Raw genomic sequence first — 14,015 nt, forward strand, 5'->3', positions numbered from 1 at the left:
TCGGCGCGCAACTGGCAGCCGCGCAGGCTGACGCCACCGCGGCGGCGCCCACCGATGCGATGCCTGCCATCCCCACACCGAGAACCGTGCGCCTCGGGGTCCGGGACTCGTGTTTCGCGCGTTGTCGATCAAACCATACCGTACAGTATGATCGAAGCGGAGTGGAGGGTTCATGAACCGGAACAACACGCGAGACAAGTGGCTCGACGCCGGGCTTCGGGCGTTGGCCTCCGACGGCGCGGGTGCGGTGCGGATCGATCGAATCGCCGCCAAGCTCAAGCTCTCGAAGGGGTCTTTCCACCACCATTTCGACGGCGCGGAGGGGTACAAGAGGGAACTTCTCGCGCACTTTGAGGCCATGTCGGTCGATGCACTCGAGCAAGCGATCGACGGGGTGCAGACCTCGGGGGACGCCCGCGCTGTGCTTGGCCGGCTCACCGAACTCGTCGCTGCAGGTAGACCCGAACTGTACTGGCCTGAGCTCGAGGTGGCGGTGCGCGCCTGGGCCACCTGGGATGCCGAAGTCCGACGAGTGCAGGGGCGCATCGACAAGGCGCGGCTGACGGCGCTGCAGCGAGTGTGGCGGCCCCACGTCGCCAACGATGCCGAGGCGCGGGTGGCCGCCCTGCTGCCGTACCTGATTGCCATCGGGGCGGCTGTGGCGGTCCCGCCCGTCGGCGCCGACGAGTTGGGACGGGTGTACGAGAAGCTGCTCCCGTTGGTGCCCCGGTGAACTGACGGGCTTAAAACAATACGGTACGGTATGTTTTGAATAGCGTCGAAGGAGGTGGATCAGTGTGACATCGTTACCCGATCCGCAGTGGCCGGTGATTGTGTTGGCTGTGATCCAGTTCGGCGATGCACTGATGTGTCTCAAGCCGCTCCGGTTCATCGAGGAGTGCTTCACGGCCGTGAACTGGCCACGCAGGTTCTGGTGGATGATGGCGCCGATCAAATTCGCCGCGGCACTGGGCCTCATCGCGGGACTGTGGATTCCCTACCTGGGCGCGCTGACCTGCGCAGCGCTCGTTGCGTACTTCGTCTGCGCCATTGCGGCTCACATCCTCGCGCGCGACTTCGGCCGCAATCTGTTCCTCAATGCGACAGGCATGCTCGTCATCTGCATTGCCGTCGGGCTTTACTGCTTCCTCATTTGATGTGTGAGAAAGGACGACAACATGAGCGATGTAACTGCCGCCGAAAAGCTGTATCGGCGTTGGATTCACGAGGTCTGGGCTGGTCAGCCGATCGCCGCCGACCTCGTCGCCGATGACTTCGTCGGCCATTGGCCGGGCCGCGACGTGCACGGACCCGCGGAGCTTGCCGCAATCATCGGCGAAACCCTGAACATGTTCCGCGAACTCACGTTCGAGATCGAACTCGGTCCGCTCACCGACGGCGATCTGATGGCAGGCCGCTGGATCGGGGTGGGCCAGCACGCTTCCGGTGAGGCACGCTTCTTCGGCAACGACATCCTGCGCATCGCGGACGGGCGCATCGCGGAGTACTGGCCCGGGACGTCGGCCGGCTGACCCGGCTACCGTTGGGGCAGTGCGTGTTCGGTGATCGGGCGGCGCCGGTGGGGTTCGCGCTCCCGTCGTTTCGCGGCGAGGTACACCTGCGCGGTCTCACCGGCGATGGTGTGCCATTCGAAGTCGGAGTTGAGACGTTCCCGCGCGGCGATCGCGCGCCGCTGAGCCGCGTCGGGATCGTCGAGCACGGTCCGGACAGCCGCCGCGAGACCCGCGACGTCTCGCGGCGGGAATGAGACGCCGGTCCGCCCGTCGATCACCGCCTCGCCGAGACCGCCGACGTTTGCGACGACCAGAGGTGTTCCCGTCGCGGCGGCCTCGAGCGCGACGATGCCGAACGGCTCGTAATGGCTTGGCAGCACGGCGGCGTCGGCGGTGTGCAGTGTGTCGACCAACGCGTCGTGGTCCAGGTGGCCTGCGAAGCGTACGGCCTTGAGTACTCTGTGCTTTCGCGCCTGCTCGACGAGCCACTGCTGCTGTGTGCCCTCACCGGCGATGGTGAGCGTCGTGCCGGGGTGCGATCGGCGGATCCGAGGCAGCGCGGCGATCGCGTCGTGAATGCCCTTCTCGTACTCGAGCCGCCCCAGATACAGCAGCTGCGCAGGTCCCGAGCGCGGTCGTCGCATGGCGAAAGGCCAACGCGCGGCTTCGATCCCGTTCCGAATCACCCGGGTCTCGGCGAGGCCGGGCCCGAATAGTTCGGTGATCTCGTCGCACATCGACGCCGAACAGGTGATGAGCGAATCGGACTCGTGAACGAGCCATGACTCGAGGGCGTGGACCTGCCGGCTGATCCGACCCGACACCCAACCCGAGTGCCGTCCGGCTTCGGTGGCGTGAATGGTGGAAACCAGGGGGGCGTCGAAGTATTCGGCGAGGGCGATGGCCGGATGCGCGACGAGCCAGTCGTGGGCGTGCACCACGTCGGGGCGCCACGGCCTGTTGCGACACTTGATCGAGAGGCCGGCGCGCACCATCGAATGGCCCATCGCCAGCGTCCACGCCATCATGTCGGTGCCGAAGTCGAATTCGTGCGGATCCTGTGCGGCGGCGACGACGCGCACGCCCTCGGTGATCTCGTCGGTCGACGGGTGCGTGCTCGGGTCGGTGTTCGCGGGGCGACGGCTGAGCAGCACCACCTCGTGTCCGGCCTCGGCGAGCGCCGTTGCCAGGTGATGCACGTGGCGGCCCAACCCGCCGATCACCACCGGTGGGTATTCCCACGAGACCATCAGAATCTTCATCGCACGTCGGTTACCTGCGCGTGGGCGCGGACGAGGGGGTGAGTCACTTGGGGAGACGCCTTGCGTCGAGCGCGCCGAACAGACCGTCGGCGCGGTTCCAGCCGTCGGCCAGTCGCTGCGCGTGCTCGCGGCGGCCCGACGCCAGCGCGTCGGCGATCTCCCGCGTGGCGTGGGCGTGCAGATGTGCGCGGTAGCGCGCGTATTCGGCGGCCGAGTCCTTGCTCACCATGAAGGGCCAGTCGCTCGACACGGTGAGCAACGTCTCGCGCAGGATCTGGTCGGCTACCGAATTGCGTGCCGGCGGACCGTCGATCTCACCCAGCGCCTTGTCGACCGTCGTCAGCGCGGTGTCGACGACTTCGCTGTTCAGTTGCACCATGTCGGCGACCTGCTCGCCGGCCCACACCTGCCAGTCCTTGCCGGAACCCCATGAGCTGGGCGGCAATTCGACGGGCGAGCCCACAAAGCCGTCGGCGATCGCGTCGGCCAGCGTGCCAATCCGCACGCCCGCCTGCGGCAGCGCACGCAACACCCGTTCCAGCCACACGGGACCCTCGTGCCACCAGTGGCCGAACAACTCGGTGTCGAACGCGGCGATGACATGCGCGGGCCGGCCGAGGCGGTCGCTCTCTGAGACGAGCCGGCGCCGGACGACATCGACGAAGTCGGCGACGTGCCCGTCGATCGCGTGGTCGGCGCGCTGCGGCTCATAGGGCGCCTTCGCCTCCGATGGCACGTTGCGGCCCGTCACGCGCGACGGCTTCAGACCGGTGGTGTGGTCGTAGGTGTGGAAGTCGCGATAGGCGGCGTGGCCGGGATAACCGGACTTCGGCGACCACACCCGATAGCTCACCTGCAGATCGCGGCCGAAGGCCACGACGTTCGACGACGCGACCGGCCTGCCCAGCGCCGTGTCGCCGTGCAGCGACGGGCCGTCGACCATGAAGTGGCCGACACCGGCTGCGGCATAGTCGTTCTCCATACCAGGCGCGTAGGCGCACTCGGGAGCCCAGATGCCCGAGGGGGTATGCGCGAATCGCAGTGTCGCGTCGGCCAGACCCTCGCGCAGAGCGAATTCCCGCAGGCGCGGATTGAGCAGCGGCTGGAAGGGGTGTGACAGCGGGCCGCCCAGCAGTTCGATGGTGTCGCCATCGATCAACTCGCGCAGCAGCGGGCTTGCGCCGTGCGCCCACAGCGTGGAGAAGTCGTCGAGCGCCTGTTCGGCCTCGGCTTGCTCGCGAAGACCGAACGCGCGCAACGGCTCCGGCAGCGTGGTGGCCTCCAGCGCACGTAGCCGCCAGTTCGCCAGCCAATGGTGCATTCCGGCAAGGCAGTACGGATCGTCGAGCTGAGCCGTGACCACCGGCGTCATGCCGAGGGTCAGCAGATGACGCCGGTTCTCGGCCGCGAGTGTGCGCAGCACCCGCACCAGCGGGAGGTATGCCGCCGACCACGACTGGTACAGCCATTCCTCGCCGACGGGCCAGCGGCCGTGGTGGGCCAGCCACGGCAGATGGGTGTGCAGCACAAGTGTGAACAGCCCCGGAACCGGCGCCCCGGCGACATCGGAGCGGCGTACAGGTTCGTTGGTCGTCACGGCCGCACCGCGATGGCGACCAGGTCGAGGCTGTCGTCGATGTCGCGGTCGGCGGTCAGGTCGAAGTCGTCGGTCGTGACGGAAGCGACGTCGGCGAGCAGATCGGCCGGCCACGGCGCATCGGCGACCGCCCGGGCAACCTGGGCGTCGATGATCGAGCCGCCGTGCCGCGCGTCGAGCTCAATGAGCCGCGCACCGTGGTACACCCCGAGCATCGATTCGACCGAGAATCCTCCCGTGACAAGCAACTCCGTCAGCTCAGCCGCGTTCAGCTCGCGGGTGTGGAACGGGTTGAGCGGAGTGGCTGAACCGGGGGAGAAGGTGATCCGGTTCGGAGTCGACATCAAGAGCACACCGCCGGGCCGCAGCACCCGGTGGCATTCCGCGACGAATTGCCCTTGATCCCACAGGTGTTCAATCACCTGAAAGTTGACCACCACGTCGACCTCACCGTCGGCCAGCGGCAGCGACGCCAGGTTCCCGTGCCGCATCTGCACCCGCGGGTACCGGGCGCGCACGTGCGCGACCGTCGACTCGTCGTAGTCCAGCCCGATCACGCGACGCGCGACCTCGGCGATCAGGTCAGCGCCGTAGCCCTCGCCGCAGCCCGCCTCGAGCACGTCGCGATGCGCGCATCGCTCGGCCAGCCGCTCATAGACGACTTCGTGGCGGCGGAACCAGTAGTTCTCCTCCGCCAGGCCGGGAACTGTGCGCTCCCCGGTGAGGGGCAGGTCCGGACCGTCGGTGACGAATGCGCTCATTGCAAGGCAGGCTAACGCGGATCGGCCCGTCGGCGAACGGTTCACCGCCTACGGGCTGCTAGAACGCAAACTTCGACCAGCTATGGTGTTCCTGCGAACCACTAAAAGTTACCGACGAGTAACATAGTGGTTGTTGCTTCAAACGTGGTAAAGCAGGCCGGTTCGCCCGGCCTTCCGAGGAGGACGAACCGAACTCATGACGAACATCGTGGTCCTGATCAAACAGGTCCCTGACACGTGGTCGGAGCGCAAGCTCACCGACGGCGATTACACCCTCGACCGTGAGGCCGCCGACGCCGTGCTCGACGAGATCAACGAGCGCGCCGTCGAGGAGGCCCTGCTGATCAAGGAGCGCGAGGGGGGCGAAAGCACTGTGACAGTGCTCACAGCCGGACCCGAGCGCGCGACCGAGGCCATCCGCAAGGCGCTGTCCATGGGCGCCGACAAGGCGGTGCACCTGGTCGACGAGGGCATGCACGGCTCAGACATGATCCAGACGGGTTGGGCGCTGGCCCGCGCGCTGGGCACCATCGAGGGCACCGAGCTGGTCATCGCCGGCAACGAGGCCACCGACGGCACCGGCGGCGCGGTTCCCGCCATCATCGCCGAGTACCTGGGACTGCCTCAGCTGACCCATCTTCGCAAGGTGACCGTCGAAGACGGCAAGGTCACCGGCGAGCGCGAGACCGACGACGGCGTGTTCTTCGTCGAGGCGCCACTGCCCGCCGTGGTGAGCGTCAACGAGAAGATCAACGAGCCGCGCTTCCCGTCCTTCAAGGGCATCATGGCCGCCAAGAAGAAGGAAGTCACCAAGCTCACGCTCGCCGAGATCGGCGTGGAGGCCGACGAGGTCGGTGGCGCCAACGCCGGGTCCAAGGTGCTGTCGTCGACCCCGAAGCCGCCCAAGACCGCGGGCGAGAAGGTGACCGACGAAGGCGAAGGCGGCACCAAGGTCGCCGAGTACCTGGTTGCCCAGAAAATCATCTAGGGCCCAAGAGACTGCGAAAGATAGGACGAGAGAGAACTCATGGCTGAAGTACTCGTGCTCGTGGAGCACGCCGAAGGTGCACTGAAGAAGGTCACCTCGGAATTGATCACAGCGGCTCGCAAGCTGGGCGAACCGGCCGCGGTCGTGGTAGGCGCATCAGGCACCGCCGAGCCGCTCGTCGACGGACTGAAGGCGGCGGGGGCCGCCAAGATCTACGTCGCCGAATCGGAGGACGCGGAGAACTACCTGATCACGCCGCAGGTCGATGTGCTGGCCTCGCTGGTCGAGTCGGCTTCTCCGGCAGGCGTTCTGCTGTCCTCCAACGCCGACGGCAAGGAGATCGCCGGACGATTGGCGGCCAGGATCGGTTCGGGTGTGCTGACCGACGTCGTCGAGGTCAAGGAGGGCGGCACCGCCATCCACTCGATCTTCGGTGGGGCGTTCACCGTCGAGGCGCAGTCCACCGGTGAGGTGCCGGTGATCACGCTGCGCGCCGGCTCGATCGACGCTGAACCCTCCGACGGGGCAGGCGAGGTCGTCAACGTCGAGGTGCCCGCTCAGGCCGAGACTGCGACGAAGATCACAAAGCGTGAGCCTGCGGTCGCAGGTGACCGTCCGGAGCTGACCGAGGCTTCGGTCGTCGTCTCCGGCGGTCGCGGTGTCGGCAGCGCCGAGAACTTCAGCGTTGTCGAGGAATTGGCGGATTCGCTGGGTGCTGCTGTCGGCGCGTCGCGTGCCGCCGTGGACTCCGGCTACTACCCGGGCCAGTTCCAGGTGGGTCAGACCGGCAAGACCGTGTCGCCGCAGCTGTACATCGCACTCGGCATCTCCGGCGCCATCCAGCACCGGGCAGGCATGCAGACGTCGAAGACGATCATCGCGGTGAACAAGGACGAAGAGGCGCCGATCTTCGAGATCGCCGACCTCGGCGTCGTCGGCGACCTGTTCAAGGTCACACCGCAGCTGACCGAGGCGGTCAAGTCCCGCAAGGGCTGACGAACAACCGTTTTCAGTGGAACCCCGGTGCCCGGCGCACCGGGGTTTCGCCTGTCCGGACAGACAAGGTCGCGCCGGACCGATCGTTACTGCCAGAGTTGCTGTGACAGCGACTGGTCGTCACTTTCCTGGGCTGACGGCTCTCAAGCGCCATAAGACGTCACCTAGCGCTCACGAACACGTCATACGCCCGATGCCGTTTGGAGACCCGGTTTCGAGACCGTGCAGCCATGAGCACCGCCTCTGTACTCATACCGGCAGACCACACCGATACCTCGTCAGCGCCCCGGTACACGCTTCTGCTGTCGGCCGACGCCTTATTGATCGAAGCCGCGCAACGGCTGCGCCATCAGGTGTTCTCCACCGAGCCCGGCTTCACGTTGAGCGCGACCACGGACGCCGACCAATTCGACGAGTACTGCGATCACCTGCTGGTCCGCGACGACGACACCGGCGAACTCGTCGGTTGCTACCGCATGCTGCCGCCGGCAGGGGCCATCGCCGCCGGAGGCCTGTACACCGCAACGGAATTCGACGTCCGCGGCCTTGATCCGCTGCGACCCTCGTTGGTCGAGATGGGCCGCGCCGTGGTGCGCGAGGACCACCGCAACGGCGGCGTGGTGCTGCTGATGTGGGCGGGCATCCTGGCCTACCTGGACCGCTGCGGCTACGACTACGTCACCGGCTGCGTGTCGGTGCCCGTGCACAGTTCGCCCGGCGAGGTGCCGGGCAGCCAGATCCGCGGTGTGCGGGACTTCGTCTGCCGCCGCCACGCAGCGCCTGCGGAATACACCGTGCACCCCTATCAGCCGGTGACAGTCGACGGCAGGGGTCTTGACGACATCGCGCCGCCTGCGCGGGTGTCGGTTCCGCCGCTGATGCGCGGTTATCTGCGCCTCGGCGCCCAGGTGTGCGGCGAGCCAGCACACGACCCGGAGTTCGGGGTCGGCGATTTCCCCGCCCTGCTCGACAAACGCCGAGCAGACACGCGCTATCTGCGCAGGCTGAGATCGGTCGGAGCAGCAGCCGCCATGGCCGACGGGATGGCCCAGTGACCAGCCCGGTCGAGTACGAGAATGCGTGGCTGCCGCGTGCTTCCTGCGACGCCGACTGCCTGCGCAGCGGGGACGCGGCCGTCGGCCACTCGCTGATCGTCGCCGTGCGTATCGCGATGCGCGCCACCCTCGCGGTGCTGCTGCTGGCCGCGACGCCGGTGCTGGCGATCCCGATGCCGGGCCGATCGCACCTGCAGCGCGGCTACTGCCGAATGATGCTGCGCTCCCTGGGAGTACGAATCCGGGTGTCGGGTGGGCCGATTCGCAATCTCTCCGGTGTTCTCGTGGTCAGTGGGCACGTGTCGTGGGTCGACGTCTTCTCCGTCGGTGCCGTCATGCCCGGTTCGTTCGTGGCCAAAGCCGAGATGGTCGGCTGGCCGGGGCTTGGCCTGCTGGCCCGGTTGATGAAGGTCATCCCGATCGAGCGCGCGAATCTGCGCCGGCTACCCCATGTGGTCGGCGCCGTCGCCGAGCGGCTGCGCGCGGGCCACACCGTCGTCGCGTTCCCGGAAGGCACCACCTGGTGCGGCCTCGCCTACGGACCGTTCCGACCGGCCATGTTCCAGGCTGCCGTCGACGCGGGCAGGCCCGTTCAGCCGCTGCGGCTGAGCTATCACCACCGCGACGGCAGCCCTTCCACGCTCGCCGCCTACATCGGCGACGACACCCTGATGTCCTCTATCCGTCGCCTCGTCACGGCCCGCCGCACGTTTGTGCACGTCCACGTCGAATCGCTGCAGCTACCCGGGGCGGACCGGCGTGACCTCGCCGCACGCTGCGAACAGGCGGTGCGCGGCGACGCGTCGCGGCGCGCGCACGGGCACGCGCTCGTGGCCTGAGCGAATCGTAGGCGGCCGGGTCAGGCCGGTATCCTTGAACGGTTATGACCCCGTCCGAGCCGGTCTACCTCGATCACGCCGCCACCACCCCGATGCACCCCGCTGCCATCGAGGCGATGACGGGCGTGCTCGCCACCGTCGGCAACGCATCCTCGTTGCACGGCACCGGCCGGACCGCGCGGCGCCGCATGGAGGAGGCGCGCGAGACGCTGGCCAAGCTGCTGGGCGCGCGCCCGTCGGAGGTGATCTTCACCGCAGGCGGCACCGAGAGCGACAACCTCGCGGTCAAGGGCATCTACTGGGCTCGCCGCGACGAGCAACCGCGTCGCCGCCGCATCGTCACCACACCCGTCGAACACCACGCGGTACTCGACTCTGTCGAGTGGCTCGTCGAACACGAGGGTGCCGACGTGACGTGGCTGCCCGTCGAAGCCGACGGGTCGGTTACGCCCGCCGCGCTACGCGAGGTGTTGCAGAGCCACGACGACGTCGCCCTGGTGTCGGTCATGTGGGCCAACAACGAGGTCGGCACCATCATGCCGATCGCCGAACTTGCCGCGGTCGCAGCGGAATTCGATGTACCGATGCACAGTGACGCAGTGCAGGCGGTGGGGCAGGTGCAGGTCGACTTCACCGCGAGTGGGCTGTCGGCGATGAGCGTCACGGCCCACAAGTTCGGCGGGCCGACCGGAGTTGGCGCGTTGGTCCTGCGTCGCGACACCGCGTGCGTGCCGTTGCTGCACGGTGGCGGCCAGGAGCGCGACGTGCGTTCGGGCACACCGGATGTCGCTGGTGCGGTGGCGATGGCTGCCGCGGCAAAGGCCGCCGTCGAGAACCTCGAGGCCAACACCGCTCGGGTGGCCAACCTGCGCGACCGCTTGGTCGAGGGCGTGCTGTCGAGCATCGAGGACGTCGCACTCAACGGCGCCACCGGTGCCCGGCGGCTTGCGGGCAACTCACACTTCACGTTCCGCGGTTGCGAGGGCGACTCACTGCTGATGTTGCTCGACGCCAGAGGCATCGAGTGTTCGACCGGATCGGCCTGCACCGCCGGTGTGGCGCAGCCGTCGCACGTGTTGATCGCGATGGGCGCAGACCCCGCCAGTGCCCGCGGCTCGCTGCGGCTGTCGTTGGGGCACACCAGCACCGAGACCGACATCGACGCCGCGCTCGCGGTGCTACCCGCCGCCGTCGAGCGCGCCCGGCAGGCAGCGCTGGCCAGTTCGGGAGTCGCTGACTAGTGCGCGTGCTCGTGGCCATGAGCGGTGGGGTGGACTCGTCAGTCGCCGCCGCACGGATGGTCGACGCCGGTCATGACGTCGTCGGGGTGCATCTGGCTCTGTCGTCGGCTCCCGGGACGCTGCGCACCGGTTCGCGGGGTTGCTGCTCCAAAGAAGACGCCGGTGACGCCCGTCGAGTCGCCGATGTGCTCGACATCCCGTTCTACGTGTGGGACTTCGCCGACCGGTTCAAAGAAGACGTGATCGACGACTTCGTGTCGTCCTACGCCCGCGGCGAGACCCCTAATCCGTGTGTTCGGTGCAACGAGCGAATTAAGTTCTCCGCGTTGGCCGCTCGCGCACTGGCGCTCGGCTTCGACGCGCTGGCGACCGGGCACTATGCGCGGTTGTCCGACGGGCGGCTGCGCCGCGCCGTGGACCACGACAAGGACCAGTCGTACGTGCTCGCGGTGCTGACCGCAGAGCAGTTGCGCCACGCTGTGTTCCCGATCGGAGACACGCCCAAGGCGCAGATTCGCGAGGAAGCCGCCCGCCGTGGGCTGGCTGTGGCCGACAAGCCTGACAGCCACGACATCTGCTTCATTCCGTCGGGCGACACGCGCGCGTTCCTCGGTGCCCGTATCGGTGTGCGCCGGGGCGCGGTCGTCGACGCGGGTGGCGCGGTGCTGGCCGAACACGACGGCGTACACGGATTCACGGTCGGACAGCGAAAAGGTCTTGGCATCGCCGGGCCGGGGCCAGACGGGCGGCCGCGCTACGTGACCGGGATCGACGCGCTCACCGGCACGGTGCATGTCGGCGACGCCGCTGACCTCGATGTGTGGACGCTGACCGGCGAACGGCCGGTGTTCACCTCCGGAGCCGTTCCCGAGGGGCCCGTCGAATGCGCGGTGCAGGTCCGCGCCCACGGCGGCATCGGTGACGGCATCGCCGAAGTGCGCGACGGGCGGCTGGTCATGACTCTGCGCACCCCGCTGCGCGGCGTCGCGCCGGGCCAGACCATGGTGCTTTACCGACCCGACCCGGACGGCGACGAAGTGCTCGCCAGCGCCACCATCACCCGCTGATTTGCGCCGAAATGGAATTCCCGGCGCTCAAACCGACGACTTGGTAGCCCGGAATTCCATTTCGGCGCTAGTTGGGGACGTTCGCCAGGATGTTCGTCATCACGATGCCTGGCACCGAATCCGGGAACGCGCACGCCGTCACTTCGACCAGCACCACGTTCTTGACGCGGTAGTCACGACCGCAGCCACCGGCGGGCCGCGTCTGCAGGGAGTCGCCCGTCGCGGCCCAGTCGCCGACGAACATGGCGCCGAGACTCGTTGAGTCGCAACCGTCGACAAGCGCGACCAGGCCGTCGAAGGCGCGCCTCGCGGTGACGGGATCGCGGTAGGCCGCCGCACCCTGGGAGATCAGGCCGCCGTCGGGCGGATATTGAAACGTGGTCTTGTGGAACTCCTCGACCTCCGAACCGAATGTCTGGGTCTCGGCGAACACCCACTCGCACCTCGGGGGAGCGCTTTCGGTGAGTGGTTCGATGTCGACGGGAATCTTGCTGTCCATGGTCGGCACGATGGTCAGATGGTCGCCGGCTCCGGTGATGGCGCGCATCTGTGACTGCTCGAGCATGATCGTCTCGACATCGACAGGCGAGCGGGAATCGTCGTCGAGACCGGGCGCGGACCGAACCGCGTGGCCACCGACCGCCTGCGAGCACCCCGCCGCCAGCAGTCCCACCGCGCACCAGACCGGCAGCCGCATGGGGTCGACCCCTTCCGTTGCCATGAGGCTAATACTGTTGGCCGCGTGAGTGTCTTCGCCGCCGCAACCGGCATCGGTTCATGGCCCAGTACGTCGGCGCGCCAGGCCGCCGAAATAGTCATCGGCGAATTGCACACTCTGCCGCATCTGGTCGAGTTGCCCGCTCGTGGCGTCGGCGCCGACATGATCGGCCGCGCCGGTGCGCTGCTGGTCGATATCGGCATCGACACGGTTCCGCGTGGCTATCGGATCGCCAACGGACGCAGTTCAGTGGTGCGCCGCGCCGCCAGCCTGCTCGACGAGGACATCGACGCATTCGAGGAGGCGTGGGAGAAGGCGGGCCTGCGGGGTGGGGCGCGCACCGTGAAGGTCCAGGCACCGGGACCCATCACGCTGGCCGCGCAGCTCGAGCTGCCGAACGGCCACCGCGCCCTCACCGACGCCGGTGCGGTACGCGATCTCGCCGGGTCACTCGCCGAGGGCGTGGCCGCACATGCGGCGCAAGTGGCCAGGCGGCTGGACGCCGCGGTGGTGGTGCAGTTCGACGAACCGCTGATAGGCGCTGCGCTGGAAGGACGGCTGACCGGGGTCACCAGCTTCACACCCGTGCATCCAGTCGACGAATCGGTGGCCATCGGACTGCTCGACGACTGCGTCGCCACCGTCGGTGTCGAAGTCGCGCTGCACAGCTGCGCGTCGAATCTGCCTTGGAACCTGTTGCAGCGCACGAGCATTCACGCAGTCTGCGTCGACACCTCAACACTCGCTCCCGCCGACCTCGACGGCATCGGCGAGTTCGTCGAGTCGGGGCGCACGGTGATGCTCGGGGTGGTCCCCACGGCGGAGCCCAATCCGCGCCCCGCGGCCGAAGAGGTCGCCAAGGCGGCCGTGGCCGTCACCGACCGCCTCGGCTTCGCGCGGTCGGTGCTGCGCGAGCGCATCGGCATCACCCCCACCTGTGGGCTCGCGGGAGCTACTGCGGAGTGGGCTCGCACCGCGATCGAACTGGCGCAGAAAGCGGCTCAGGCGTTCGCCGAGGATCCCGACGCGATCTAGGCCCGCGATCGATAAGCAACCTGGGGGTTGCGCTTGTGTGCTCATCCGGGCTACGGTGACAAGCAACCAGGAGGTTGCACATGAGCTCGGATCGAATCGAGAAAGAAGTTCTGTTGAAGGCGCCGTTGGAGCGGGTGTGGCGCGCCATCAGCGACAGCGAAGAGTTCGGCCAGTGGTTCGGCGTGCGGTTCGACGGCCCATTCGTGGCAGGCACATCGGTCACCGGAGTGATCACCCCGACGGCCGTCGACGAGGACGTCGCCAGGGCCCAGCAGCCCTACGCAGGCATGGCGGACAGCTGGCAGATCGTGGCCGTCGAACCCCAGCGACGGCTGGCATACCGCTGGCATCCGTACCCGTCCGACGACGGCGACGCGGACGTCCCGACCACGCTGGTGGAATTCACGCTCGACGAGACCGCCGACGGCGTGCTGCTACGCATCGTCGAGTCGGGGTTCGACGCCGTCCCCGCCGAACGTCGCGCATCGGCCTTCGAGGACAACAGCGAAGGGTGGGCGGCGCAGACGCAACTCGTGCGCAAATATCTCGCTCTCAGCGAGAAGGTGTGATGCCGTCGGCGGTCGCCGGCAAGGCGCCGCTGTTCGACGCCCTCGGCGACCCGAACCGTCTGCGCATCGTCACCCGGCTGTGCGAGGGCGGGCCGTGCTCGACGACCGACGTCAGTGCCGTCGTCCCAGTCAGTCGCCAGGCCGCGACCAAGCATCTGTTGTTGCTCGAGACGGTCGGGCTGGTGAGCAGCCAACGTCACGGTCGGGAGCGCATCTGGCGGTTGCGGCCGGAGCCACTGGCCGAGGCCAGCGACTATCTGACCGCGCTGTCGCAGCGTTGGGACCGCGCGATCGACAGGTTGCGCGCATATGTCGAAGACAGTTAGGCACGAAGTAGCGCGCTCGTCATTATTTGCGTGAATTGCCCGCGTAG

Annotated in this window: 16 protein-coding genes; 12 read left to right on the forward strand and 4 right to left on the reverse strand. The window is 67.8% G+C overall.

The features are described 5' to 3' along the window. The first annotated feature begins 172 nt into the window (after positions 1-172). The 3 genes from N4S67_RS12090 (at position 173) to N4S67_RS12100 (ending at position 1,532) form a co-directional block, all read left to right on the forward strand. Entirely contained in the window at positions 173-733 is a 561-nt protein-coding gene (locus N4S67_RS12090) for a TetR/AcrR family transcriptional regulator (RefSeq protein WP_260993231.1), read from the forward strand. A gap of 64 nt (positions 734-797) precedes the next feature. Further along, on the forward strand, positions 798-1,157 hold the full coding sequence (locus N4S67_RS12095; protein WP_260993232.1) for a DoxX family protein: 360 nt from the start codon (positions 798-800) through the stop codon (positions 1,155-1,157). 21 nt (positions 1,158-1,178) lie between these two features. Then, positions 1,179-1,532 (forward strand): ester cyclase, encoded by a 354-nt coding sequence (locus tag N4S67_RS12100; RefSeq protein WP_260993233.1) that lies wholly within the window; start codon positions 1,179-1,181, stop codon positions 1,530-1,532. Positions 1,533-1,537: 5 nt separating this feature from the next. Here N4S67_RS12100 and N4S67_RS12105 read toward each other — a convergent pair whose 3' ends face one another. From N4S67_RS12105 to N4S67_RS12115, 3 genes are read right to left on the reverse strand one after another with little or no spacing between them, the layout of a single operon-like run. Beyond that, positions 1,538-2,776 (reverse strand): glycosyltransferase family 4 protein, encoded by a 1,239-nt coding sequence (locus N4S67_RS12105; protein ID WP_260993234.1) that lies wholly within the window; start codon positions 2,774-2,776, stop codon positions 1,538-1,540. Between the two features lie 43 nt (positions 2,777-2,819). Next, the gene (locus N4S67_RS12110; RefSeq protein ID WP_260993235.1) at positions 2,820-4,373 is read right to left on the reverse strand and encodes a glycoside hydrolase family 57 protein; all 1,554 of its coding nucleotides are present in this window, start codon (positions 4,371-4,373) and stop codon (positions 2,820-2,822) included. Further along, complete coding sequence (locus N4S67_RS12115; RefSeq protein ID WP_260993236.1) at positions 4,370-5,134, reverse strand: class I SAM-dependent methyltransferase; 765 nt, start codon at positions 5,132-5,134, stop codon at positions 4,370-4,372. Before N4S67_RS12115 ends, N4S67_RS12110 begins: the two co-directional genes overlap by 4 nt. 196 nt (positions 5,135-5,330) lie before the next feature. Here N4S67_RS12115 and N4S67_RS12120 point away from each other — a divergent pair, with 196 nt between their 5' ends. The 6 genes from N4S67_RS12120 (at position 5,331) to mnmA (ending at position 11,320) form a co-directional block, all read left to right on the forward strand. Then, entirely contained in the window at positions 5,331-6,122 is a 792-nt protein-coding gene (locus N4S67_RS12120; RefSeq protein ID WP_260993237.1) for an electron transfer flavoprotein subunit beta/FixA family protein, read from the forward strand. Between the two features lie 39 nt (positions 6,123-6,161). Then, the gene (locus N4S67_RS12125) at positions 6,162-7,118 is read left to right on the forward strand and encodes an electron transfer flavoprotein subunit alpha/FixB family protein (protein WP_260993238.1); all 957 of its coding nucleotides are present in this window, start codon (positions 6,162-6,164) and stop codon (positions 7,116-7,118) included. A 230-nt stretch (positions 7,119-7,348) separates the two neighbouring features. Continuing rightward, positions 7,349-8,173 carry a GNAT family N-acetyltransferase gene (locus tag N4S67_RS12130; protein ID WP_260993239.1) on the forward strand — a complete coding sequence of 275 codons (825 nt, stop codon included), beginning with the start codon at positions 7,349-7,351 and terminating at the stop codon, positions 8,171-8,173. After that, a complete protein-coding gene (locus N4S67_RS12135) occupies positions 8,170-9,012 on the forward strand; it encodes a lysophospholipid acyltransferase family protein (protein ID WP_260993240.1) in 843 nt (280 codons plus the stop codon). Before N4S67_RS12130 ends, N4S67_RS12135 begins: the two co-directional genes overlap by 4 nt. A gap of 44 nt (positions 9,013-9,056) precedes the next feature. Continuing rightward, complete coding sequence (locus tag N4S67_RS12140) at positions 9,057-10,253, forward strand: cysteine desulfurase family protein (RefSeq protein WP_260993241.1); 1,197 nt, start codon at positions 9,057-9,059, stop codon at positions 10,251-10,253. Further along, on the forward strand, positions 10,253-11,320 hold the full coding sequence (gene mnmA, locus N4S67_RS12145; protein WP_260993242.1) for a tRNA 2-thiouridine(34) synthase MnmA: 1,068 nt from the start codon (positions 10,253-10,255) through the stop codon (positions 11,318-11,320). The genes N4S67_RS12140 and mnmA overlap by 1 nt, the downstream gene beginning before the upstream one ends. A 67-nt stretch (positions 11,321-11,387) precedes the next feature. Here mnmA and N4S67_RS12150 read toward each other — a convergent pair whose 3' ends face one another. After that, entirely contained in the window at positions 11,388-12,041 is a 654-nt protein-coding gene (locus N4S67_RS12150) for a sensor domain-containing protein (protein ID WP_260993243.1), read from the reverse strand. A 21-nt stretch (positions 12,042-12,062) separates the two neighbouring features. On the opposite strand from N4S67_RS12150, the gene N4S67_RS12155 reads away from it, so the two are divergent. From N4S67_RS12155 to N4S67_RS12165, 3 genes are all read left to right on the forward strand, one after another. Then, positions 12,063-13,073 carry a methionine synthase gene (locus tag N4S67_RS12155; RefSeq protein WP_260993244.1) on the forward strand — a complete coding sequence of 337 codons (1,011 nt, stop codon included), beginning with the start codon at positions 12,063-12,065 and terminating at the stop codon, positions 13,071-13,073. An 80-nt stretch (positions 13,074-13,153) separates the two neighbouring features. Beyond that, positions 13,154-13,642, forward strand: coding sequence for an SRPBCC family protein (locus N4S67_RS12160; RefSeq protein ID WP_260993245.1), 489 nt, complete (start codon positions 13,154-13,156; stop codon positions 13,640-13,642). Beyond that, positions 13,642-13,968 (forward strand): ArsR/SmtB family transcription factor, encoded by a 327-nt coding sequence (locus N4S67_RS12165; protein ID WP_260993246.1) that lies wholly within the window; start codon positions 13,642-13,644, stop codon positions 13,966-13,968. The genes N4S67_RS12160 and N4S67_RS12165 overlap by 1 nt, the downstream gene beginning before the upstream one ends. The last annotated feature ends 47 nt before the right edge of the window (positions 13,969-14,015 follow it).

This window comes from Mycobacterium deserti, from assembly GCF_025345615.1.
Taxonomy (GTDB): Bacteria; Actinomycetota; Actinomycetes; order Mycobacteriales; family Mycobacteriaceae; genus Mycobacterium; species Mycobacterium deserti.